Raw genomic sequence first — 24,387 nt, forward strand, 5'->3', positions numbered from 1 at the left:
CCGGGAGCACGACGGGAGAAATGCCCGCATGCTCGAACTGAACGAGCCCAACGAGGCGCCGCAGAACGACGCCACCGACAACGAACCGACGGCTGCCCCGCGCCGCCGTCGCCGCGCGGCCTCACGGCCCGCGGGACCACCGGCCGCGACCGCTGCGGCGGCAGCGCCCGAGAGCAGCGCCGCTGCTCCGGCCATACCGGCCGTCCAGGAGTCCGCAGAGGCTCCTGCGGCGGAGCCTGTGGAGCCGCCGAAGCGCCGCCGCGCGACCAGGAAGGCCGCGGCTCCGGCCGCAGCGCCGGAGGAGTCCGCCGAGACCGCTGAGGCCGCCGATGCACCCGCGGCGCCGAAGCGGCGCCGTGCCACCCGCAAGACGGCCGCGCCCGAGCCCGTGGAGGCCGAGGCGGCTGCCGTCGGCGACGCGCCGGCGAAGGCGCTGCAGGAGCCGGAGCCCGAGAAGCGGCCGGCCCCCGCGAAGCGCAGCCGCAAGCGTGCGGCCGCCCCGACGGCGTCCTTCCTGGCGGAGGACGACGGCTCGCGGCGGCTGAAGCCGGGCGCGCTGGCGCCCAAGGACAACGGCCAGGAGGAAGCCCCGGCCGCCGCTCCCGCCCCTGCTGCCGCTGCCGCTCCCGCCGAGGCGGCCGCGGAGGAGACTCCGGCCCGCGCCCGGCGCACCCGTAAGCGTGCCGCCGCGTCCGTGGAGCCCGTCACGTATCCGGCGAAGGCCGTGCGGGACGGCAACGGATGGGCCGTCGAGGTGGAGAACGCGTTCGAGATCCGCGGCTACGGCGAGACCGTCGAGCAGGCCCGTGCGAAGGCCGTGGAGGCCGTCGCCGAGGCCTTCGGCGTGCCGAGCACGTCGGTGAACGTCGAGGTCGCCGCCGCCGAGGAGCCCGAGGCCCAGCCCCAGCCGCAGCCCGAGGAGGAGACCCCGGCCCCCGCCCGTGGCCGCCGTCGGGTTGTACGGCCGCCGGTGGCGGTCTTCCAGCCGCCGGTGTTCCAGGCGCCGGAGGCCCCCGCGGTGCCGGCCGCCGCTCCCGCCGCCGAGGCGGAGGAGCGCGAGGAGCCCGAGGCACGGGACGTACGTGAGGTGCGCGAGGAGCGCGACGACGAGGAGTACCCGACCGGCTCGCGCCGCCGTCGCCGTCGTCGTGGCGCCCCGGCACCCGCGGCCGAGGCCGTGGAGGAGGCGACCGACGAGGCCGCCGAGGAAGCCGCCGAAGCCGAGCAGTCGCACGACGAGCACGAGGACGAGGGCGACGAGCGTCCGTCCCGTCGCCGTCGCCGTGGTGGCCGTCGCCGTCGCCGTGGCGAGGCCCCGGAGGGCGAGGAGGGCACCGCCGCCGAGGACGAGGAGTCCGAGGACGACGAGGAAGCCGCCGAGGCCGAGGGCGACCACGAGCACGAGGACGCCGAGGGTGCCGATGAGCACGGCAGCGTGAGCAGCCGTCGCCGCCGGCGTCGTCGCCGTCGCGGCGGGGAGTCCGCCGCCGAGGACGGCACGGGCGCCGATGACCCGGAGCGTACGGTCGTCAAGGTGCGCGAGCCGCGTGCCGCCGCCGCCAGGACCGGGCTGGAGGGCGGTACCGGCTTCGACGAGGTGCAGTCCATCAAGGGCTCGACCCGCATGGAGGCCAAGAAGCAGCGCCGCCGCGAGGGCCGCGAGCAGGGCCGCCGCCGGGTGCCGATCATCACCGAGGCCGAGTTCCTGGCCCGCCGTGAGGCGGTCGAGCGCGTGATGGTGGTCCGCGAGACCGGCGACCGCACCCAGATCGGCGTGCTGGAGGACGACGTCCTCGTCGAGCACTACGTCAACAAGGAGCAGGCCACCAGCTACGTCGGCAACGTCTACCTGGGCAAGGTGCAGAACGTACTGCCGTCCATGGAGGCCGCCTTCGTCGACATCGGCAAGGGCCGCAACGCCGTCCTGTACGCCGGTGAGGTCAACTTCGAGGCGCTCGGCATGGGCCACGGCCCGCGCCGCATCGAGTCCGCCCTCAAGTCGGGCCAGTCGGTCCTGGTGCAGGTCACCAAGGACCCGATCGGCCACAAGGGCGCCCGCCTCACCAGCCAGGTCTCGCTGCCCGGCCGCTACCTGGTCTACGTGCCCGAGGGCTCGATGACCGGCATCAGCCGCAAGCTGCCCGACACCGAGCGGGCCCGCCTGAAGACCATCCTCAAGAAGATCGTCCCCGAGGACGCGGGCGTCATCGTGCGCACCGCCGCCGAGGGCGCGAGCGAGGACGAGCTGGCGCGCGATGTCGAACGGCTGCAGGCGCAGTGGGAGGACATCCAGAAGAAGGCGAAGACCGGCAACGCCCCGGCGCTGCTGTACGGCGAGCCGGACATGACGGTCCGGGTCGTCCGCGACATCTTCAACGAGGACTTCAGCAAGGTCATCGTCAGCGGTGACACGGCCTGGGAGACCATCCACGGATACGTCTCGCACGTCGCGCCCGACCTGACCGACCGCCTGCAGAGGTGGACGTCGGAGGTGGACGTCTTCGCGACGTACCGGATCGACGAGCAGCTGCTCAAGGCGCTGGACCGGAAGGTCTGGCTGCCCAGCGGCGGCTCGCTGGTGATCGACAAGACCGAGGCGATGGTCGTCGTCGACGTCAACACCGGCAAGTTCACCGGCCAGGGCGGCAACCTCGAGGAGACCGTCACCAGGAACAACCTGGAGGCGGCCGAGGAGATCGTGCGCCAGCTGAGGCTGCGCGACCTGGGCGGCATCGTCGTCATCGACTTCATCGACATGGTCCTGGAGTCCAACCGCGACCTGGTCATGCGGCGCCTGCTGGAGTGCCTGGGCCGCGACCGTACGAAGCACCAGGTGGCCGAGGTCACCTCGCTGGGCCTGGTCCAGATGACGCGTAAGCGGGTCGGCCAGGGCCTGCTGGAGTCCTTCTCCGAGACGTGCGTGCACTGCAACGGGCGCGGCGTGATCGTGCACATGGACCAGGCGACGACCATCGGTGGTGGCGGCAAGCGGAAGCGCCGTCGTGGCGCCACCGAGGCCGAGGAGCCACTGTCGGCCGAGGCCGTCGAGGCAGCCGAGATCGAGGAGGCGGACGCCGAGGCGGACGAGGTGACCGAGCTGGAGCCGGTCGCGGTCGCCGAGGCGGACCTCGTACCCGCCGTCGGCGGCGACGAGGAGTGGTTCGGCAGCCCGGCCGAGGCCGAGGCGGCCGCGTCCCGGCGCAGTCGGCGTCGCGCGTCGCGCCGTGCGACCGCCCCGGTGAGCTCGCCGGAGCCCGCGCCCGAGGTGCCGGCCGAGATCGTCGTCGCGGCCACCCCGGAACCGGCCGCCGAGCCGGTCGTGGAGCCCGTCGCCGAGGCGGCCCCGGAGCCCGTTCCCGCGCCCCGTGCGCGGCGCCGGGCCACCCGTAAGGTCACCGCTCCGGCGGGCGCGCCGCCGGCCGCGGAGGCGGAGGTCGTCGTGGTCCCGGCCGCGTCCGCCGCCGAGCCCGCCGCCGTCGCGCCGGCCGAGCCGGAGCCCGTCACCGAGCCCGCCCCGGCCCCCGTACGCCGCCGCGCCACCCGCAAGGTGAGCGCCCCCGCCGGCCCGCCCAGCGCGTCGGCGGAGGCCGCCGTGGTCGTCGTACCGAGCGCCGAGGCGACCGCCACGGAGCCGGCGCCGGACGGCGAGGTCTCTGACTCGGCCGAGCCGGAGCCCAAGAAGCGGGCCCCGCGCAAGGCTGCCGCCAAGAAGGCGCCGGCGAAGAAGGCTGCCGCCAAGAAGACGGTTGCCAAGAAGACGGTCGCCAAGAAGACGACGGCCAAGAAGGCCGCCGCCAAGACCACGGCCGCTGCGGAGCAGTCGCCTGCGGCGGGCGTCTCGGCGGAAGCCTGACGCGCCACGGGCCGCACCGCGACCAGGCTCGGGCCCACGGGCCTGCGCCGTCGGGGTGCGGCCCGTTGCCGTGTGCGGGCGGGTGGGCCGCGCCCTCTCCCCAGACTCCGTCCGGTGGGGGCACCTCCCAGCCGCCAGGCTGGGGGAGGACCCCATCTCGCTTCGCTCGCCTCGGAACGCGCCACCCCAGCCTGCCGGAGGGCCCAGTTTGACCGGGCCCGGGGGGACCCGTAACCTTGACCTTCGGCGTTTCTGCGCCCACTCCTGAGCAAATCCCTCCCGGTTCCGCCGGGAGAGGCCCCCCATCGCACCACCCGGGACGGCTGGCATCAGGGGTACCGAATCGAGCTAGAGAGTGAGTTCCGCGTGTACGCAATCGTGCGCAGTGGCGGCCGCCAGCACAAGGTGGCCGTCGGCGATGTCGTAGAGGTAGACAAGATTTCCACCGGCAAGGTGGGCGACGCGGTCGAGCTCTCGACCCTGCTCGTTGTCGACGGCGACGCGGTCACCAGCGACCCGTGGGTTCTGGCCGGCATCAAGGTCCAGGCCGAGATCGTGGACCACCACAAGGGCCAGAAGATCGACATCCTTCGGTACAAGAACAAGACCGGCTACCGCCGTCGTCAGGGTCACCGTCAGCAGTACACGGCGATCAAGATCACCGGTATCCCCGCAGCTGCGAAGTAAGGGACTGAGGAGAGATGGCACACAAGAAGGGCGCATCGTCCACCCGGAACGGTCGCGACTCAAACGCTCAGTTTCTCGGCGTAAAGCGTTTCGGCGGCCAGGTCGTCAACGCCGGTGAAATCATCGTCCGCCAGCGCGGCACCCACTTCCACCCCGGCGCCAGCGTCGGCCGTGGCAAGGACGACACGCTGTTCGCCCTGGCCGCCGGTGCGGTCCAGTTCGGCACCAGCCGTGGTCGCAGGGTCGTGAACATCGTTCCGGTCGCCGAGTAATCAGCCCGTAGAGCGAACGTAGCGAACACGCCGAGGGCGGACGCTGTTTCTCCGTTTGGGGAAGCAGGTCCGCCCTCGGCGCGTTAGCAAGAGAACAATCCCGTACGTATCTGGAGGAACCCTGCCATGACCACCTTCGTGGACCGCGTCGAACTGCATGTCGCCGCGGGTAACGGGGGCCACGGCTGCGCCTCCGTACACCGGGAGAAGTTCAAGCCGCTCGGCGGCCCGGACGGCGGCAACGGCGGCCGTGGCGGCGACGTGATCCTGGTCGTGGACCAGGCGGTCACGACGCTGCTCGACTACCACCACAGCCCCCACCGCAAGGCCACCAACGGCAAGCCCGGCGAGGGCGGCAACCGCTCCGGCAAGGACGGTACGGACCTGGTCCTGCCGGTCCCGGACGGCACCGTCGTCCAGGACCGGGACGGCAATGTGCTGGCCGACCTGGTCGGTCAGGGCACCACCTTCATCGCCGGCCAGGGCGGCCGTGGCGGCCTCGGCAACGCCGCGCTGGCCTCGGCGCGGCGCAAGGCGCCCGGCTTCGCGCTGCTCGGCGTACCGGGGGAGGCCCGGGACATCGTCCTGGAGCTCAAGACAGTCGCCGACGTGGCCCTGGTCGGCTACCCGAGTGCGGGCAAGTCCTCGCTGATCTCGGTGTTGTCGGCCGCGAAGCCGAAGATCGCCGACTACCCCTTCACGACCCTGGTCCCGAACCTGGGTGTGGTCAACGCCGGCGCCACCGTCTACACCATCGCCGACGTCCCCGGCCTCATCCCCGGCGCCAGCCAGGGCAAGGGCCTGGGCCTGGAGTTCCTGCGGCACGTCGAGCGCTGCGAGGTCCTCGTCCACGTCCTGGACACCGCCACTCTCGAGTCCGACCGCGATCCGGCCAGCGACCTCGAGACCATCGAGGCCGAACTGCGGGCGTACGGGGGCGGCTTGGAGAAGCGGCCGCGTCTCGTCGTCCTCAACAAGGTCGACATCCCTGACGGCCAGGACCTCGCCGACATCATCCGCCCCGAGCTCGAGGCGCGCGGCTACCAGGTCTTCGAGGTCTCCGCGGTCTCCCGGCACGGGCTCAAGGAACTCTCCTTCGCCCTCGCCAAGATCGTCGCCGACGCGCGCGCCGCCAAGCCGGTCGAGGAAGCCACCCGCATCGTCATCCGGCCCAAGGCCGTCGACGACGCTGGCTTCACCATCACCGAAGAGGACGGCGTCTTCCGCGTCACCGGCGAGAAGCCCGAACGCTGGGTCCGCCAGACCGACTTCTCCAACGACGAGGCCGTCGGCTACCTCGCCGACCGCCTCAACCGCCTCGGCGTCGAGGAAGCCCTCGCCAAGGCCGGCGCCCGCGCCGGCGACGCCGTCGCCATCGGCGCCACCGAGGACGCCGTCGTCTTCGACTGGGAGCCCTCCCTCGCCGCCGGCGCCGAAATGCTCGGCCGCCGCGGCGAGGATCACCGCTTCGACGCCCCCCGTCCCGCCGCCCAGCGCCGCCGTGACCGCGACGCCGAGCGGGAGGACCCGGAGCGGGAGTTCGAGGGCTTCAACCCGTTCTAGCGGGGCCGGGTCACCCGGCCGGCCGCTCCGGGTCCCGGACGGGGTCCGGGCGGCCGCCCGATGCCTGTGAAGCCCCCTGGGGCTGAGCAGTGTGAGGGTGGCAGTGGGAGGTTCAGCTCACCGCTTCGACGCCCCCCGGTCCCGCCGCCCAGCGCCGCCGTGACCGCGACGCCGAGCGGGAGGACCCGGAGCGGGAGTTCGAGGGCTTCAACCCGTTCTGGCGGGGCCGGGTCACCCGGCCGGGCGAGCGTGCCCCTTCGCATGAGCCGAGACGGCAAAAGGCTGCGTCCGCACAACCTTTTATCTTGCTGTGAGGTCGAGTTGGGCGGGAGTTTCCTTCCCGGTCAACTCGACTTGAGGAGCAGCACGTGATCAAGCGCGGACTCGGCTTCGGGGCTGCCGTCGGGGCGATGGTGGTGGCCGCGGCATGGGGGGCGCCCGCCGCGCAGGCGCATACGGCGACGTCGTCGGCCCTGACGTTGCAGGACGACTTCAATGGCGACGGTTACGCGGACGTCGCCGTCACCGCGCCCGGCGCGACGGTCGGCGGGAGGGCGAAGGCCGGTTACGTGGCGGTGGTCTACGGTTCGGCCGGCGGCCTGGACAAGGCCACCCGACAGGTCGTCAGCCAGAACAGCGCCGGGATCCCCGGCACCGCGGAGTCGGGGGACGCCTTCGGGTCCGCGGTGACCAGCGCGGACCTGGACGGCGACGGCTACGCGGACCTCGTCGTCGGGGCGTCCGGCGAGGATGTCGGTGGCGTGACGGACGCCGGGACGCTGACCGTCGTGTGGGGCGGGAAGAAGGGGCTGTCCGGCGGGGCCGTCGCGCTGGTGGGTGGGGCGTACGACCGGAGCGGCTCATTGCTCACGGCAGGCGACTTCAATGGCGACGGCCACCAGGACCTGGCGTACCGGCTGGGCGGCGACCTCGGGGTGCTGTCGGGGCCGTTCAGCCGGAGCGGTGCCGATCCGGCCGCGAGCGGGACGGTGGAGCTGGACCCGGGGGCGGAGTACGACACGGGTCTGTACGCCACCGACCTCGTGGCGGGCGACATCGACGGGGACGGGGTGACCGATCTGGTCGCCGCGGTCTGGGCCCCGGAGAATCCGATCGACAACAGGGAAACCCGCTATCTGCCCGGCGTTTCGGGTAGCGGGCTCGCCGCCCCGGTGGCCCTGCGCACCCCGAGGGGCGGCCCGGTCGAGGCGACGAGCGTGGACGTCGGCGATGTCGACGGGGACGGCTACCAGGACGTGGTGGTCGGCCGCTGGGACGGCGGCGAGAGCGACGAGTGGACACCCGACGCCAAGGGCGGCAGCGTCGAGGTCATCCCGGGCACCGCTGCCGGGCCGGACGACGCGTCCATGTCCACGTACAACCAGGACACCCCCGGCGTGCCCGGCGCGGCCGAGACGGGGGACGGATTCGGCGCCGGCGTCACGGTCGGCGACATCAACGGCGACGGCTACGCGGACGTCGCCACCGGCATCCCCTTCGAGGACTTCGGCGGCAGGCAGGACGCGGGCACGGTCGCCCTGCTGCCCGGATCGGCGTCGGGGCTGACCGGCACCGGCGCGAAGGTGTACAGCCAGAACACGGCCGGGGTGCCAGGGACCGCTGAGGCGCAGGACCGTTTCGGCACCGCGGCCGCGGTGGTCGCCTCCAGGGGGCACGGCAAGGGCGAACTCGTCGTCGGCGACCCGTACGAGGACAGCAGCGCGGGCGCGGTCTGGGTGCTGCGCGCCCACGCGCCCTACGTCATCGGCGCGGGCACCCTCGGCACCGCCGCGGCCAAGGCCCGGCTCGGTGCGGGCTTCGACAAGTGATCAGCGAGCAGGGACAGATGGTGGCAAGTGGGAACAGATAGGGACATAACCATGCGCAGAGCCGCGTTCGGCACAAACGTGAAGGCTGTGTGGAATGTGTCACAGCCACTGTCTGTCGTTTGCCTGTGATCACCTGGGCGCGACAAGGTGAACCCATGGTTGCCGACGCGTTCCGCGTAGGGGGTGTTCGCCTTGCGAGGTGGTGACGCAGGGTGCGACCATCGGCCAGTCCCTCATTTTCTCAAGGTAGGTCGTCTGTGTCCGAGCACATAGCCAAGCCCCGCACCACAGCCGTGGTTCTGGCCGGCGGAACCGGTCAGCGCGTCGGTCTGTCGATCCCGAAGCAGCTGCTGAAGATCGCCGGCAAGGCGGTCATCGAGCACACGCTCGCGATCTTCGAGGCTGCGGAGGACATCGACGACATCTTCGTACTGATGGCGCCGGGCTATGTGCCGGAGGTTGAGAAGATCGTCGCCAAGGCCGGGCTGACGAAGGTCACCAGGATCATCGAGGGTGGTTCGACCCGCAACGAGACCACCGAGCGGGCGATCGCCGCGCTGAGCGACGGGCTCGCCGAGGGCGAGGACCGCAACGTCCTCTTCCATGACGCGGTGCGTCCGTTGCTCTCGCAGCGCGTCATCAGCGACTGCGTCGCAGCCCTCGCGCGCTACAAGGCGGTCGATGTCGCCATCCCGTCGGCGGACACCATCATCGTGACCCGCACCCACGGCGCGGACGGCGAGTTCATCACCGACGTCCCGGACCGGTCGCGGCTGCGGCGCGGGCAGACCCCGCAGGCGTTCAAGCTCTCCACCATCCGCCGGGCCTACGAGGTCGCCGCCGGCGACCCGAACTTCCAGGCGACCGACGACTGCTCGGTCGTGCTGAAGTACCTGCCCGACGTGCCGATCTACGTCGTCCCCGGCGACGAGTACAACATGAAGGTCACGCAGCCGGTCGACGTCTTCATCGCCGACAAGCTGTTCCAGCTCGCCTCGCAGAGCGCGCCCGACCAGGCCGACGAGGCCGCGTACCGCGAACTGCTCGAAGGCAAGACGCTGGTGGTCTTCGGCGGCTCCTACGGCATCGGCGCCGACATCGCCGAGCTCGCCGAGAAGTACGGCTCGAACGTCTACCCGCTGGGCCGCTCGACGACCGGTACGCACGTCGACAACCCCGAGCACGTCGACGACGCGCTGTCGAAGGCGTACGCGGAGACCGGACGGATCGACTACGTCGTCAACACCGCCGGCGTGCTGCGCATCGGCAAGCTGGCCGAGACCGACAACGCCACGATCGAGGAAGCGCTGCGGGTCAACTACCTCGCGCCCGTCCAGATCGCGCGGGCCTCGCACAAGTATCTGGCCGAGACACGGGGGCAGTTGCTCCTCTACACCTCCAGCAGCTACACCCGCGGGCGCGCCGAGTACAGCCTGTACTCCTCCACCAAGGCGGCCATGGTGAACCTCACCCAGGCCCTCGCCGACGAGTGGGCGGCCGACGGCGTTCGCGTCAACTGCGTCAATCCGGAGCGCACGGCAACGCCCATGCGCACCAAGGCCTTCGGCCAGGAGCCGGAGGGGTCGCTGCTGTCGTCGGAAGCCGTCGCGCGTACCTCACTGGACGTCCTGGTGTCGGGGCTCACCGGCCATGTGATCGACGTCCGGCAGCAGGACCCCACCAGGGGTGCGGCCAGTGCCTCCGGGTTCGAACATGCCCTGGCGACGGTTTTGGCACAGGGTGAGGACGTATAATACGTTCTGCGCACTGAGAATTCATGGGTCCCTGGTTATGCCGATTCGAAGGTCGGATATCGCCAGGGACCCGATCTGTTGACGACGAGTTTCACAATCCGCCGTAAATGAGACCAGCTTCACCAAATCCCAGGAGTAAGCCTCCCGTGATATCGACCGCCGTCCGGCTGGCCCGGGTGGGCAACCGCTCAGAACTGGCCGCCGCGCTGCTCATGGCGCTGAGCTACCCGAGCATGGTGCTCGCCGCCCTGCTCCCGAGCCTGCCGCTCTTCGTCGTGGCGCTCGCCGTGAGCTACCTCGCCGACTGGTATCTGAACCAGCGGAAGGTCTACCTCCTCACACGGCTGAGCAAGGCCCGCGCCGGCGTGTCGATCCGGTTCCTCGCCCGCGAGCTGATGGTCATTCTCTTCCTGGCCCGGTCCGTGCCGGCGGACCACGTGGTCTCCTACGTGGCGATCACCGCCTTCCTGCTCTTCTACGCACTCCAGGCCCCGCACAGCGTTCTGCTCACGCTGATCCGCAACCGCCGCAGGCTGCCCTTCGCCACCCGCAACATCGACCTGACCGGGCTGTCCATCCCGGACGCACCGTCCGTCCGTCTCACCAACCGTGCCGCGGAGAAGATGTTGCACCTGGACCTCGCTGCCGTGGTCGGGCTGCTGGTCTCGGTCGGGACCGGGAAGGCCGTGTACGGCGTCGCGGGCGGCGCCGTCACGTTCGGGCTGGGTGCGCTCTACGTGCTGGCCCTGATGCCGTACCTGAGCCCCAAGCGGCTGCCCGTCGGCACCGACAAGGCGCTGGCCTTCATGGACCGCTGGCTGCGCTCCTACCAGCCCACCACGGTGCTGTACTTCTCCGGCTCCCCGGACTCGGCGTACCAGGTCAACATGTGGCTGGAGACCATGGCCGACCTCGACGGGCGTCCGTTGGTCATCCTTCGCGAGCGCTTCATCCTGCCGCAGCTCGCCGACACCGCGGTGCCGGTGCTGTGCGTGCCCAGCGCGGTACACCTGATGAACATGGATCTGTCGACGATCCGGGTCGCCCTCTACCCCGCGAACGTCGGCAAGAACATCCACATGCTCCGCGAGCCCGGCGCCAAGCACGTCTTCGTCGGCCACGGAGACAGCGACAAGCTCGCCAGCGTCAACCCGTTCAGCAAGGCGTACGACGAGGTGTGGACGGCCGGCAAGGCCGGCCGTGACCGCTACGCGCTGGCCGATGTCGGTGTACGCGACGAGGACATCGTCGAGGTCGGCCGCCCCCAGCTGGCCCGCATCCGGCCCTGGACCGGGAGCGTCCCGGACGGATGCATCCCGACCGTGCTCTACGCGCCCACCTGGGAGGGCTGGACCGACGACCCGGGCAACACGTCGGTGATCCTGGCCGGCGAGAGCATCGTGCGCCGGCTGGTCGAGGCCGAGCAGCCGGTCCGGGTGCTCTACAAGCCGCACCCCTTCACCGGCACGGTCAGCCCGAAGGCCAAGCGGGCGCACGAGCGCATCGTCGCCCTGATGGACAAGGCCGCCGCCAAGCGCGCCGCCGACCCGCGGTTCGCCGCTCAGGCCGCCGCAGGCGCCTCCGAGCAGGCCGAGGCCCGGGCCGAGCTGGTCCGTATCGAGGCCGCGCTGGCCGAATTCGGCGACACGAGCAAGGAGATCACCGACGACGCGGAGGCCTCGCGTGACGCCGCGGCCGATCACGAGCGGGTCGCCGAGGCGGCCCGGCTGCGCGACGCGTGGAACGCCGCGTACTGGCGGTCCTTCGGCACCTGGGAGCACAAGGTCGTCAGCGGCCCGATGCCGCATCTGTACGACTGCTTCAACGTCTCGGACGCGATGGTCTCGGACATCTCCAGCGTGGTCTCCGACTTCATCGCCACCGGCAAGCCGTACGCCATCACCGACTCCGCGGGGCTCGGCGAGACGGAGTTCAAGCGGCAGAACACCGCCGCCCGGGCCGCGCTGATCCTCGACAACAAGGCCAAGCGGATCGGCGAACTCGTCACCGCGGTCACCGATCCCGCCGAGGACCCGCTGACCCTGGCCCGTAAGGACCTCAAGGAGTACCTCCTGGGCCCGGACGAGCCCACGTCGCTGGTGCGCTTCAACACTGCCGTACAGGACCTCGCAGCCAGGGCGGAGGCCCGCCTGGCCCGTCAACTGCTGGTGGGCGAGGAGCAGCCCGGCGCCGACACCGACATGAACGTGGAGACGGGGTCGGAGGCCGACGCCGAGGCCGAGACCTCCACCGAAGCGGTCTGACGCACGGCGCGATGCCGGGTCGCCCACGCGGGCGGCCCGGCATCTCCATTTCTCAGCGAAGAAAAAACGTTTCGAACAGGCGTGGGTGGGCACAAGCGCGGGAATCATCGTGGATTTCCGGAGAAGGGGCTCGTCAGTGCACCGTCACGACTTCCTGCGTCAGCTGCATCACGTGTACAAACCGCGCAATTACCTTGAAATCGGAGTCAATGACGGCCGGAGCCTGGCATTGTCCCGGGTGGCCTCGGTCGCCGTGGATCCGGCCTTCAAGGTCGTCACGGACCTCAGCTGCGACGTCCACCTCGTCAAGGCCACCAGCGACGACTTCTTCGCCCGCAAGGACCCGCTGCTGCACCTGCGCCCCGGCCGCAATCCCTTCCGTGCGTTCGCCCGCAAGGACCCGCTGGCGTGGTTCGGCGACCCGGTCCTGGAGTTGTCGTTCATCGACGGCATGCACCTCTTCGAGTACGCGCTGCGCGACTTCATGAACGTCGAGGAGCGCTCCCGCTGGTCCAGCGTGATCGTCCTGGACGACATGCTGCCCCGTAGCGTCGACGAGGCCGCCCGCGACCGGCACACCGACGCCTGGACCGGTGACGTCTACAAGGTGGCCACCGTCCTGCGGCAGCACCGCCCGGACCTGCTCGTCGTCCCCGTGGACACCTCCCCGACCGGCGTGGTGCTGGTCTTCGGCGCCGACCCGGACAGCACCGTGCTGCGTGATCAGTACGACAGCCTCCTGACGGAGTACGTCGTCCCCGATCCCCAGGACGTGCCCGACGAGGTGCTGACCCGCAAGACCGCGGTGGCGCCGGAGGCGATCCTCGGCGCCGACTTCTGGCCCGCCCTGTCCCGGGCCCGCAACGTGCGCCGGCCGCGCTCCGCGTTCGCCGCGCTCCGCCGCCGGATCGAGTCCCTGACCGAGTGATGAAGTCCCGGTGACATGCGGGCAACCAAAAGGGTGCGGGGTTGGTCGAACACACAACAGTTCCGGCCAACCACGTCCGTTTCGGGGAGACTTCGTGCACGCTCTTACGGTTCTCAGATCCGCCGTCGCCACCGGGGCGCTGGCGTCGGTCACGATGCTGCCGGCGACGGCCGCTGCCGCCGACGACACCTCGGCCTCGCCGACGCCGTCCTCGTCCACGTCGTCCGCGTCGGCGTCCCCCACGCCGACCACGTGCACAGTGATCGACGACGACAGCCTGGACGTGTCCCTGAGCGGTCTTCCGGTCGAGGTGACCGCGGGCGGCGACTGGGGGCGGTTCACCGTCCTGGTGCACAACAGGGGCACGCACACCATCGACGATGCCGCACCGTCGATCTCGCTCAGCCCGTACGACAGGGACGAACTCTCCGACTTCGACCTGCAGTTCCAGGACCCGGACAGCGGCCGGTGGAAGGAGATCACGGTGTCGAGGGACCCCGGCAGCCCCTTCACCTACGTGACCGTCGTGCCGGGTGCCACCACGCAGGTGCCGGTACGCGTCCGGGCCTCGGCTGACGCACCGGCCGGGGGAGCGCTCGTCATGGTCTACGGGAAGTGGGACAACGGCGACGGCACCTGCGGCACCTCCGACGGTGACCAGGGCGACATCAACCTGACGGCCGCGTCCCCGACGGCGTCCGCCAGCCCGGCGCCGTCCGGGTCGGCCAGTTCGTCGGCCTCCCCTTCGGCCTCTCCGTCCACGACGTCCGGCACCGGCACGCAGACCGCGTCGAGCAGTGCCCTCGCCGACACCGGTTCCCCGTCCGCTCTGCCCGCCCTCGCCATGACCGGAGGCGCCGCCCTGGCCGTGGGCACCGGGGCCCTGGTGGTGGTGCGGCGGCGCCGGAACACCACGCGGTAGGCCTAGCCCCGCTCGGCCGCCAGCAGCGCCGGGAAGGCCTCGTGCAGCGCCTCGCGCCAGTCGCGGATCGGCTCGACGCCGGCGGCCCGCCAGCGGTCGTGGCCGAGGACGCTGTACGCCGGGCGGGGGGCCGGGCGGACGAAGGCGTCACTGGTCGTCGGGCGGACCCGCTCCGGGTCCGCGCCGAGCAGCTGGAAGATCTCCCGAGTGAAGCCGAACCAGGTGGTCTCGCCGCCACTGGTGCCGTGGTAGATCCCGGCCGGGGCGTCACCCGCCAGCGCCGACCGCCCGAGCCGGACCAGCCGGTCGGCGAGGTCGACCGTCCAGGTGGGCTGGCCGCGCTGGTCGTCGACCACGTCGAGGGTGTCCTTGACGCCCTCCAGCTTGATCATCGTACGGACGAAATTGCCGCCGCCCGCGCCGTACAGCCACGCCGTGCGCACCACATACCCCGCGCCGGGGAGCGCGGACAGCACCGCCTGCTCGCCGGCCAGCTTGGTGCGGCCGTACGCGCTGCGCGGGGCGGTGGGGGCGTCCTCGGCGTACGGCGAGGTGCCGTCGCCCGCGAAGACGTAGTCCGTGGAGACCTGGAGCAGCTTGGCGCCGGACTTGGCGCAGGCTTCGGCGAGGTGCCGGGCACCGTCGCCGTTGATCCGCAGGGCGTCGGCCTCGCGGGCCTCCGCGTCGTCCACGGCGGTCCAGGCGGCGCAGTTGACCACGACCGCCGGGCGGTGGGCTTCGACCGCGTCGAGCACGGCGTCCGGGTCGGTGATGTCGAGGCCCGCTCGCTGCAGGCCCACCGCCTTGTCGCCGTCGAAGGCGAGGCGCGCCAAGAGGTCCTGGCCGAGCATCCCGCCCGCTCCGGTGATCAACCAGCTGCTGCTCATGCGTTTCCTGATCCTTGTTCCGTACGTCGGCTCGCCGCCCTGGACCCTTTGACGCTACCGCAGGCCCAGGCCGCCTTCCGCCGCGGTGCGGCCCGCTCCGGTCATCCGAGGGCGATGCCGAAGTGGCCACCCTTGTAGGGCGCGCCGATCGTCTTGCCGCCGAAGGCGATGGCCGCGTCGGAGGTCAGTCCGGAGGGGCGGCCGCGCAGCAGCCAGACGGTGCCCTGCCCGGCGTTCCTGGACGATGAGTCGGCGAGATCCTTGGACGAGGAGACGGCGAGGTCGGCGTAGCCGTTGGCGTTCACGTCGAGCAACTGGACGGTGCCCCCGAAGGAGTCCCCGAAGTAGTCGTGCTGTTCGGCGGTGCCGGGCACGCCCGGTGTGTCCTGGGTGAGCTCCTGAGCGCCGGAGCCGGTGACCTGGCCGCGGCGGCCTCGCAGCAGGATGACGGCGCCTGAGTTCGCTGCCTTGCCCACCCGTTCCCCGGGGGCGCCCACGGCGATGTCATCTCGGCCGTCGCCTGTGACGTCGCCCACGGCCACCGAGGCGCCGAAGCCGTTGGCCGTACGGGCGCCGGGCACGCCGGACGTGCTCTGGGTAATTGTCGTCCAGCGGGAGGCGGGTGAGATTCCGGCGGCCGAGCCGTAGCCGATGACGAGCTGCTGCTTCCAGGCGGCCCCGGCGACGAGGTCGGCGTAGCCGTCGCCGTTGACGTCGCCGAGGGCCACTGCGCCGCCCTGCGGGACGTGCCGGTCGGGGGCCGGCCGGAGCCCCGCCGCACTGCCGAGGTAGACGTCGACGCGGAACTGCGCCGGGCCGCTGCCGGTGCCCGCGGTGACGGCCAGGTCCGCGCGCCCGTCGTGGTTCACGTCGCCGGTGGCGGCCGCGTCCACCTGGTAGATGGGGTCCGAGGGGGTGGCGAGCGTCGAGGTCGCCGTGGGCTTCGCGGTCCGGGAGACCGGCCCGTACCAGACGGTCTCGGTCGTGCCGGACGGGCCGTCGTCCAGGGAATGGGCGGTGGCGAAAAGCGCCATGTCGAGGTGACCGTCGCCGTTGAAGTCACCCAGCGCGGACAGCGTTTCGGGGTGCGGAAGCCCGGTCGGCGACGACAGGCCCTGCTTGCCGCCCCACACGACAACCATCCCGGAATTCGGAGCCCTGCCGATGACGAGGTCGGCGTAGCCGTCGCCGTCCAGGTCGCCCTTGGCCAGCTCCATACCGAACAGGCCGCCGATCCTGGGGCCCCCGTGCACCCCGGGCGTGGCCGGGCTGATGATCGTACGGTGCGAGGCGGACAGCCCGTGCGCGGAGCCGTACATGACGGCTACGTACCCGGCCTCGTTCCGCCCGTCGACGGTGGCGTACGGGGCCCCGACGGCGAGGTCCGCGTAGCCGTCGCCGTTGAAGTCCGCGTTGACGGAGACCTTGTGCGTACCGGCCCCGGAGGACGCGGCCTTGGCGGGGGAGCCGGTGCCGCAGGCGAAGAGGGCGACGAGTCCGCCGGCGGTGACCAGTGCCGTGAGTGCTGAGCGGACGCGGTCGGACATACGACAGCCCTTCCCTCGGTGACTTTCCGGTGAACGGTGAGGCGCCGGCCTCCCTGGGCCCTCGCCCACGTCACCCGAGCGTGAAGCCGAACCATGCCTTGGCGTAGGGGGCGCGGATCGTCTTCCCGCCAAAGGCGAAGGCGGCGTCGGAGGTGAGCCCGGTCTTCGTGCCGCGCAGCACCCATACGGCGCCGTTCCAGCTGTTCTCCCGCAGGGCGGCGGCGGCGAGGTCGGCGCGGCCGTTGCCGTTGATGTCGAGCAGCTGGACCTGGCTGCCGAACTGGTCGTTCGCCTCGGCGGTGCCGGGGACACCGCTGGTGTTCTGGCTGAACGACTGGGCGTTCCTGCCGGTGAGTCCGGATTTGCTGCCACGCAGCAGGACGACGTCACCCGCGTCCGCCTTGCCGTCGACCTGGCTCCCGGGAGCGCCCACCGCGACATCGTCGATGCCGTCGCCGTTCACATCGCCCACGGACAGGGAGGTACCGAAGCCGTCGTCGGACCTCTTCCCGGGAACCCCGGCGGTGCTGCGGGTGATCCTCGTCCAGGCGGATCCGGTGGGGAGGCCGGCCGCCGAGCCGTATCCGACGATCACGTAGGCGTTGGTGGCGTCCCCGGCGATGAAGTCGTCGTAGCCGTCGTGGTTCACATCACCCAGCGTGGCGGTGTCGGCGTAGGGGATGTCCCTGTCGGAGGTGGTCCGCAGACCGGAGGCACTGCCGTAGTAGAGCTCGGTTCCCGTGCCGCCTTCACCGGTGTAGTCGGCCAGTGCCAGGTCGGCGTAGCCGTCGCCGTTGACATCCCCGCTCGCGGCCGATTGCACTTCGTCGAGGCGGGTGGAGGAGGCGCCGAAGGTGGAGGTCGAAGCGGGCTTTCCGGCCCGGGAGACCGGGCCGTACCAGACGACCGTGTCGGTGCCTGACGGATCGTCGTGCCCGGTGTGGGTGGTCTGGAAGAGCGCCAGGTCGGTGTGGCTGTCGCCGTTGAAGTCGCCGGTCCGGGAGAGCGAGCGGTAGTGGGGGATCGCGGTGCCTCCGGACAGCCCGCCCTTGCCGCCCCAGACGATCACCGAACTGTCCTCGCCCAGGCTGCTGATGACGAGGTCGGCGTATCCGTCTTCGTCCAAGTCGCCCTTGGACACGGCATAGCCGAAGCCCAAGCCCTCCTGGGGGTCTCCCGGGATCCCCTGCGTCGCGCGGCTGATCACGGTGCGGTGCGAGGCGGACAGTCCGTGGGCGGAGCCGTACATCACCGTCACGTACCCGGCGTCGGTGAGTCCGCCGACCGTCCCTCTGGGGGCGCCGACCACGAGGTCGGCATAGCCGTCGCCGTTGAAGTCCTCCTGTACGGAAGCCCTGACGGTGCCGGCGCCGGATGTGGCGGCCTTGGCGGTGGAGCCGGTGCCGCAAGCGATCAGGGCCCCCGCCGCGGTCACCGCCGTCAGCGCCGTCATCGTCCAGCGGGATCGGACTCGGGCAGACATACGGCAACCCTCTCTTCGGTGGCGTTACGGTGAACAGGACCAGCCACTGCCCGAGAGGGTTGTACGTAGAGCAGCTTTCGTCAGCTGAGTGCCGCGCGCTCCTTGAGCGGCTCCCACCAGTCGCGGTTGTCGCGGTACCAGGCGACGGTCTCGGCGAGGCCGGTCGCGAAGTCCTTGCGGGGCTCGTAGCCCAGCTCGGTGCGGATCTTGGTGCAGTCCACCGAGTAGCGGCGGTCGTGGCCCTTGCGGTCCGTGACGTACTCGACGCTGGTGTCCCAGTCGGCGCCGCAGGCTTCCAGCAGCAGCCCGGTGAGCTCCTTGTTGGACAGCTCGGTGCCGCCGCCGATGTTGTAGACCTCGCCGGCCCGGCCCTTTGTGCGGACCAGGTCGATGCCCTGGACGTGGTCGTCGATGTGCAGCCAGTCGCGGACGTTGCCGCCGTCGCCGTACAGCGGGACCTTCTTGCCGTCCAGCAGGTTGCTGATGAACAGCGGGATGACCTTCTCGGGGAAGTGGTGGTGCCCGTAGTTGTTGGAGCAGCGGGTCACCCGCACGTCGAGGCCGTGCGTGCGGTGGTACGACAGTGCGATCAGGTCGCTGGACGCCTTGGCCGAGGAGTAGGGCGAGTTGGGCTGCAGCGGGTGGGTCTCCGGCCAGGAGCCCTCGTCGATGGAGCCGTAGACCTCGTCGGTGGAGATGTGCACGAAGGTCTTGATGCCGGCCCGGTGGGCGCCGTCGATCAGGGTGTGCGTGCCGACCACGTTCGTACGGACGAACTCGGCGCCGCCGTCGATGGAACGGTCCACGTGCGACTCGGCGGCGAAGTGCACCACCTGGTCGTGCTCGGCCATCAGCTTCCCGACCAGCTCGGGGTCGCAGATGTCGCCCTGCACGAAGCCGAAGCCCGGGTGGTCGCGCACCTCGTCGAGGTTGGCCGGGTTGCCCGCGTAGGTGAGCTTGTCCAGCACGGTTATCGCCACATCGCCCGGACCCTGGGGGCCGAGGAGGGTACGGACGTAGTGCGAGCCGATGAAGCCGGCGCCGCCGGTCACCAGAATCTTGGTCGTCATGAAGAGATCTGCACCTTGCTGTGGTCGCCGAGGACGAGACGGTGGGCTGCGGGATTGCGGGGCGCGGGGGTGACCTCGACGTTGCGGCCGATGAGTGAGGCCTCGACCCGGCGCACGCCGCTGATGGAGGACTCGCGCAGGACGATGGAGTACTCGACCTCGCTGTCGTCGATCCGGCAGCCCTCGGAGACCGAGGTGAACGGGCCGATGTACGAGTCGCTGATCACCGAACCGGGGCCGATGATGGCCGGTCCGACGATCCGCGATCCGCGGACCTCGGCGCCGGCGTCGATCCGCACGCGGCCGATGATCTCGCTGGCCTCGTCGACGGTGCCCTCGATGCTGGGCTCGACCGTCTCCAGGACCGAACGGTTCACTTCCAGCATGTCGGCGACGTTCCCGGTGTCCTTCCAGTAGCCGGAGATGGTCGTCGAGCGGACGTCCTGCTGCTGGTCGATCAGCCACTGGATGGCGTGGGTGATTTCCAGCTCGCCGCGCCAGGAGGGCTTGATGCTGCGGACGGCCTTGTGGATGGCGGGCGTGAACAGATACACGCCGACCAGCGCGAGGTCGCTCTTGGGCTCCTTCGGCTTCTCCTCCAGCCCCTTGACGCGGCCGCTCGCGTCGAGCTCGGCGACGCCGAAGGAGGTCGGGTTGGGCACCCGGGTGAGCAGGATCTGCGCGTCGGGGTGCTCCGAGCGGAACTCCTCCACCAGGCCGGTGATGCCGCCGACGATGAAGTTGTCACCCAGATACATCACGAAGTCGTCGTCACCGAGGAAGTCCTGAGCGATCAGGACCGCGTGGGCCAGACCGAGCGGCTTCTCCTGCGGGATGTATGTGACATTGATCCCGAGTTTGGAGCCGTCCCCAACGGCTTCCCGGATCTCCTCCGCGGTGTCGCCGACGATGATTCCGACCTCGGTGATGCCGGCGTCGGCGATCGCCTCCAGCCCGTAGAACAGCACGGGCTTGTTGGCCACGGGGACCAGTTGCTTCGCCGACGTATGGGTTATCGGACGCAGGCGGGTGCCCGAGCCACCGGAGAGTACGAGAGCCTTCATGGCAGGCATCTTAACGGGCGCTTCTCGTCAAGCGACGTGCCGTGTGTTCTGTCACAGTTCGGCAAACCATCGCGGAGAGTTTGTCATCGATTCGTGTCCCGGCTGCCCTTCGGCGGGGGTACGGGCCTCGCGTTCACCCGTTAGCCTGGCCCGGACGAATGTCCGGAGCGCAGAAAGAAGACACATGCCCGTCAAGGTGAGCGTGGTGATCCCGGTCTACAACCCGGGCAAGTACATCGAGGACTGCATCGCCTCGCTGCTGCGTCAGAGCCTGCCCGACGACGAGTACGAGGCGATCTTCGTCAACGACGGCTCCACCGACGAGACACCTGCGCTCCTGGACCGGATGGCCGCCGAACACCCGCACATGCACGTCATCCACCAGGAGGCGTCGGGCTGGTCCGGCAAGCCCCGGAACACCGGCATCGCGGCCGCCAAGGGCGAGTACATCCAGTTCGTCGACAACGACGACTGGCTCGGCGACGAAGCTCTCGAGCGGATGTACAACTACGGGGTCGAGAACAAAGCCGACGTGATCGTCGGCAAGATGGCCGGCAAGGGCCGTCCCGTCCCGCTGGAGCTGTTCCGCAAGAACCGCCCGCACGCCAATGTCGAGAACGCCCCGCTGATCGACAGCCTCACCCCGCACAAGATGTTCCGCAAGGAATTCCTGGACCGGCACAACCTCCGGTACATGGAGGGGCGCCGCCGCCTGGAGGACCACGTCTTCGTCACCGAGGCGTATCTGCGGGCCGAGAACGTCGCCGTGCTCAGCGACTACCTCTGCTACTACCACGTCAAGCGGGACGACGCCTCCAACGCCGGCTTCCAGCGCTTCGACCCGGTCGGCTACTTCAAGAACCTCCGCGAGGCCCTGGACGTCGTCGAGAAGCTCACCGAGCCCGGCCCCCTGCGCGACCGCCTCTTCCGGCGCTGGCTGCGCAACGAGATGGTCGAGCGGATGCGCGGCCAGCGGCTGCTGAAGCTGCCCGCCGACTACCGCCAGGAGCTCTTCGACGAGATCCACAAGGTGGTCGTCGAGCGCTTCGGCCCGGGCGTCGCCGCGGGCATGCAGCCGACCCAGCAGATCGTCGCCGGACTGATCGCCGCCAACCGTCTCGGCGACCTCGAGGAATTCGCCCAGTGGGAGTCCGGGATCAAGCCGTCCGGCACCCTGGAGAGCCTCGGGTGGGAGAACGGCCGGTTGAAGATAGGTTTCACCGCCGAGTACCGGTCCGGTGGCGAACCGATCACCTTCCGTAACGACGGTGACAAGGACCTGCTCGCCCCGCCGCTACCGCAGTCCAGTCTGGACGCCATCGCCCTGCTGGGCGCGGACACCTCCGCGCCGCTGGGCAGGTCCAAGGCGGACCTCGTCGTCCGTGACCGCGAGACGGCCGCGGAGTTCTTCCAGCCCGTCGAGCTGACCCGTGACAAGGTCGCCGTCGAGGGCCGTGACGCCTTCTTCCGGCAGGTCCTGCGCGCCACCGCACAGGTCGACCCGCTGACCGCGGCGAACGGCGCGGAACTGGGCGCCGGCATCTGGGACGTCCTGATCCGGATCAGCTCCTGCGGCTGGACCAAGGAGACCCGCCTCGGTTCCGTACGCACCGACCAGGCCCGCCACGGACGCGGCGCCGCCCTGCTCGGCTCCCCTGAGCAGCTGGTTCTCCCGTACTGGACCGACCCGCACGGCAACCTCTCGCTGGACGTCGGCCAGAAGACCAACCGGATCGCGTACGAGTTCGCCGGGCTGACCCCCGCCGATGTCACCGTCACGCAGGACCCCGCCCGGCTCACCGCCCCCCTGCCGCTGCACGTGCAGGCCAGGAGCGAGGTCGCCCTGAAGCTGACGGACGTCGAGGCGAAGCGCACGGTGGCCGTGCCCGCGGTGCTCACCGACCGCCCGGCCGGCGGAGCCGAACTGACCGCAGACCTCCCGCTCGGCGAGCTCACCGGAGCCCAGTGGCGGCTGGAGCTGACCCTGCCGTCGGCCGGCAAACCGAAGTCCGTGGCGCTCCCGCTGGCGCTTCAGGTCCCCGGGGACGGCGGCGCCATCGTGGTCAAGCCCGTCGCGGCCGCTGCCGAGGACCTGGCCGCCAAGGGCCCCGAGCGGGGCAAGCCCGCCCCCCAGCCGGGGCAGCGGTCCGCCCTGCGCGGCGCGGTCGGCAAGCTGCGCCGCGCCCTGAAGAAGTAAAGGACTCAGAGAAATGCGACCACTGGGCATCGAAGGCGCTTGGGTACTGGAGCCGAAGGTCTTCCCCGACGACCGCGGCAGCTTCCACGAGTGGTTCCGCGGCGCCGAGTTCCGTGAGGCGACCGGCCAGGACCTCACCCTGGCCCAGGCGAACTGCTCGGTCTCCAAGCGGGGCACCCTGCGGGGCATCCACTTCGCCGACGTGCCGCCGAGCCAGGCCAAGTACGTCAAGTGTGTGCGCGGCGCGGTCATCGACGTCATCGTCGACATCCGGGTCGGTTCGCCGACGTACAAGCAGTGGGAGGCCGTTCGCCTCGACGACGAGACCCACCACGCCGTCTACCTGTCGGAGGGCCTCGGCCACGCCTTCTTCGCCCTGACCGACGACGCCACCGTGGTCTACCTCTGCTCCGAGGGCTATGCCCCCGGGCGCGAGCACGGCATCCACCCGCTCGACCCCGACCTCGCCATCGACTGGCCGGCCGGCATCGAGCCGCTGCTGTCCCCGAAGGACGAGCAGGCACCCACCCTGGCCGAGGCAGAGGCTCAGGGCCTGCTCCCCGCGTACGAGGACTGCGTCGAGTACCGGAGCCGACTGCGCCGCGTGTGACACCCGCTCATGCGTCTGACGGGCCCTTCCTGGGAAACCAGGAAGGGCCCAAGTCGTTGACCCATAGGGCGCTCACGAGGGAACGCGGAACTCTCTGCAGTCCTCCTCCTGTGCGAAGGAACAGCGCAGACACGGGAAGAGTGGCCGAGTGGCATGGGTTTGACCAGCGGGACAACGGTGTATGTGACGGCGGCACTGGCAGCGGTCTGTGTGGCGCTACTGGTATGGCTGTGGCCACGGCTGGCCAGGCCGGGGTTGCACCAGGTGCTCGGGCGGCTGGCGGCCATCGGGGTGACCCAGGTGACGATCGTCGCCGCCTTCGCGTGTGCGGTGAACTCGTCGTACCAGTTCTTCGGTTCCTGGAACGAGCTCTTCGGCAATGTCGACACCGCGCCCGTCGGCGTGACGGGCGCGGCCGACCTGAACGGCAACGGCACGGTGTACGGCAGCGTCGGCAGCGTCAAGGGGTCGCTGATACAGCCCGCCGGCGATGAGCAGCTGAGCCGGGTCAGCGGCCTGCCCACCGGCCCCGCCGCCGAGAACGGCCGGGTGGAGTCGATACGGGTCATCGGCCGCCGTACGGGTGTGGTCGACCCGGCGTTCGTCTACCTGCCGCCGCAGTACTTCCAGAAGGCGTACCACCGGCAACGCTTCCCGGTGATCGTCGCGCTCAGCGGCTACCCGGGCAGCATCTTCAACCTCGCGCAGTACCTGCGGGTCTCGCAGACCGCCGGAGCGCTGCAGAAGAGCGGTCAGATGCAGCCGACGATCATGGTCATGATCCGGCCGACCGTCGCCCCGCCGCGCGACACCGAGTGCGTCGACGTCCCGGGCGGACCGCAGACCGAGACCTTCCTGGCCAAGGACCTCCCGGAGGCCCTCAAGTCCGTCTACCGGGTCGGCCACGACGCCAGCGCCTGGGGCGTGATGGGCTACTCCTCCGGCGGCAGCTGCGCCCTGCAACTGACGATGCGCAACCCCCGTGTCTACACCGTGGCCGCCGCCCTGTCGCCGGACTACAAGGTCAAGGACGATCCCACCACCGGCAACCTCTTCGGCTCCGGTCCCGGCCGCGTCGGCCGTGTCAACGGGCACGACCTCATGTGGCGTCTCAAGCACCTGCCCGCGCCCCAGGTCTCGGTCCTGGTCGCCAACAGCAAGCACGGCGAGCGGGGCTACGCGCAGACCATGGCCTTCGTCAAGGCCGTCAGGGCGCCCATGCGCGTCGTGTCGATACTGCCCGCCAACGGCAGCCACAACTTCCCGACCTGGGTGCGGGAGATGCCCGCCGCCCTGAAGTGGATGAACCAGCAGCTGACCTTCCCCCAGGACGTCGTGCCGCGGCCCCACCACACGAAGGGCACGGTGGCCGCGGTCCACCCCAAGCCGGGCCGCAGCACCGTAAGGGCCGCGGGCACCGACCCGGCGACGACTGCCGGACCGGGCAAGTGAGGGAC

At 70.7% G+C, this 24,387-nt stretch carries 17 protein-coding genes; 12 read left to right on the forward strand and 5 right to left on the reverse strand.

The features are described from left to right. Nucleotides 1-28: 28 nt before the first annotated feature. The 9 genes from ACFXJ5_RS10280 (at nucleotide 29) to ACFXJ5_RS10320 (ending at nucleotide 14,072) form a co-directional block, all read left to right on the forward strand. Nucleotides 29-3,853: a ribonuclease E/G gene (locus ACFXJ5_RS10280; protein WP_384629628.1), complete on the forward strand. Its 3,825-nt coding sequence runs from the start codon at nucleotides 29-31 to the stop codon at nucleotides 3,851-3,853. A gap of 366 nt (nucleotides 3,854-4,219) precedes the next feature. After that, nucleotides 4,220-4,540, forward strand: a complete 321-nt coding sequence (gene rplU / locus ACFXJ5_RS10285; RefSeq protein WP_384629631.1) for a 50S ribosomal protein L21 — start codon at nucleotides 4,220-4,222, stop codon at nucleotides 4,538-4,540. A gap of 14 nt (nucleotides 4,541-4,554) precedes the next feature. After that, nucleotides 4,555-4,812 (forward strand): 50S ribosomal protein L27, encoded by a 258-nt coding sequence (gene rpmA / locus ACFXJ5_RS10290; RefSeq protein ID WP_127354698.1) that lies wholly within the window; start codon nucleotides 4,555-4,557, stop codon nucleotides 4,810-4,812. Nucleotides 4,813-4,938: 126 nt separating this feature from the next. After that, a complete protein-coding gene (gene obgE / locus ACFXJ5_RS10295) occupies nucleotides 4,939-6,375 on the forward strand; it encodes a GTPase ObgE (RefSeq protein WP_384629635.1) in 1,437 nt (478 codons plus the stop codon). Nucleotides 6,376-6,743: 368 nt separating this feature from the next. Beyond that, nucleotides 6,744-8,204: an FG-GAP and VCBS repeat-containing protein gene (locus tag ACFXJ5_RS10300; protein ID WP_384629638.1), complete on the forward strand. Its 1,461-nt coding sequence runs from the start codon at nucleotides 6,744-6,746 to the stop codon at nucleotides 8,202-8,204. 257 nt (nucleotides 8,205-8,461) lie between these two features. Next, on the forward strand, nucleotides 8,462-9,958 hold the full coding sequence (locus tag ACFXJ5_RS10305) for an SDR family NAD(P)-dependent oxidoreductase (RefSeq protein WP_384629641.1): 1,497 nt from the start codon (nucleotides 8,462-8,464) through the stop codon (nucleotides 9,956-9,958). 146 nt (nucleotides 9,959-10,104) lie between these two features. Then, a complete protein-coding gene (locus ACFXJ5_RS10310; RefSeq protein ID WP_384629644.1) occupies nucleotides 10,105-12,222 on the forward strand; it encodes a hypothetical protein in 2,118 nt (705 codons plus the stop codon). Nucleotides 12,223-12,358: 136 nt separating this feature from the next. Next, nucleotides 12,359-13,150, forward strand: coding sequence for a class I SAM-dependent methyltransferase (locus ACFXJ5_RS10315; protein ID WP_384629647.1), 792 nt, complete (start codon nucleotides 12,359-12,361; stop codon nucleotides 13,148-13,150). Nucleotides 13,151-13,244: 94 nt separating this feature from the next. After that, entirely contained in the window at nucleotides 13,245-14,072 is an 828-nt protein-coding gene (locus ACFXJ5_RS10320) for a hypothetical protein (protein ID WP_384629649.1), read from the forward strand. Nucleotides 14,073-14,074: 2 nt separating this feature from the next. Here ACFXJ5_RS10320 and rfbD read toward each other — a convergent pair whose 3' ends face one another. From rfbD to ACFXJ5_RS10345, 5 genes are all read right to left on the reverse strand, one after another. Continuing rightward, nucleotides 14,075-14,959 carry a dTDP-4-dehydrorhamnose reductase gene (gene rfbD, locus ACFXJ5_RS10325; protein ID WP_384629650.1) on the reverse strand — a complete coding sequence of 295 codons (885 nt, stop codon included), beginning with the start codon at nucleotides 14,957-14,959 and terminating at the stop codon, nucleotides 14,075-14,077. 101 nt (nucleotides 14,960-15,060) lie between these two features. Continuing rightward, complete coding sequence (locus ACFXJ5_RS10330) at nucleotides 15,061-16,506, reverse strand: FG-GAP-like repeat-containing protein (protein WP_384629653.1); 1,446 nt, start codon at nucleotides 16,504-16,506, stop codon at nucleotides 15,061-15,063. Nucleotides 16,507-16,576: 70 nt separating this feature from the next. Beyond that, nucleotides 16,577-17,989 (reverse strand): VCBS repeat-containing protein, encoded by a 1,413-nt coding sequence (locus ACFXJ5_RS10335; protein WP_384629656.1) that lies wholly within the window; start codon nucleotides 17,987-17,989, stop codon nucleotides 16,577-16,579. Between the two features lie 80 nt (nucleotides 17,990-18,069). Continuing rightward, nucleotides 18,070-19,059 (reverse strand): dTDP-glucose 4,6-dehydratase, encoded by a 990-nt coding sequence (gene rfbB, locus ACFXJ5_RS10340; protein ID WP_127354705.1) that lies wholly within the window; start codon nucleotides 19,057-19,059, stop codon nucleotides 18,070-18,072. Continuing rightward, nucleotides 19,056-20,123, reverse strand: coding sequence for a glucose-1-phosphate thymidylyltransferase (locus tag ACFXJ5_RS10345; RefSeq protein WP_384629658.1), 1,068 nt, complete (start codon nucleotides 20,121-20,123; stop codon nucleotides 19,056-19,058). Before ACFXJ5_RS10345 ends, rfbB begins: the two co-directional genes overlap by 4 nt. Before the next feature lie 184 nt (nucleotides 20,124-20,307). Between ACFXJ5_RS10345 and ACFXJ5_RS10350 the strand changes: the two genes are divergently transcribed. The 3 genes from ACFXJ5_RS10350 (at nucleotide 20,308) to ACFXJ5_RS10360 (ending at nucleotide 24,382) form a co-directional block, all read left to right on the forward strand. Further along, on the forward strand, nucleotides 20,308-22,320 hold the full coding sequence (locus ACFXJ5_RS10350; RefSeq protein ID WP_384629659.1) for a glycosyltransferase family 2 protein: 2,013 nt from the start codon (nucleotides 20,308-20,310) through the stop codon (nucleotides 22,318-22,320). A 13-nt stretch (nucleotides 22,321-22,333) separates the two neighbouring features. Further along, nucleotides 22,334-22,930, forward strand: coding sequence for a dTDP-4-dehydrorhamnose 3,5-epimerase (rfbC, locus tag ACFXJ5_RS10355; RefSeq protein ID WP_384629662.1), 597 nt, complete (start codon nucleotides 22,334-22,336; stop codon nucleotides 22,928-22,930). Nucleotides 22,931-23,083: 153 nt separating this feature from the next. Further along, nucleotides 23,084-24,382 (forward strand): alpha/beta hydrolase, encoded by a 1,299-nt coding sequence (locus ACFXJ5_RS10360; RefSeq protein WP_384629665.1) that lies wholly within the window; start codon nucleotides 23,084-23,086, stop codon nucleotides 24,380-24,382. Nucleotides 24,383-24,387: the final 5 nt, after the last annotated feature.

The sequence above is a fragment of the Streptomyces sp. NPDC059373 genome (assembly GCF_042751495.1).
Lineage (GTDB): Bacteria > Actinomycetota > Actinomycetes > Streptomycetales > Streptomycetaceae > Actinacidiphila.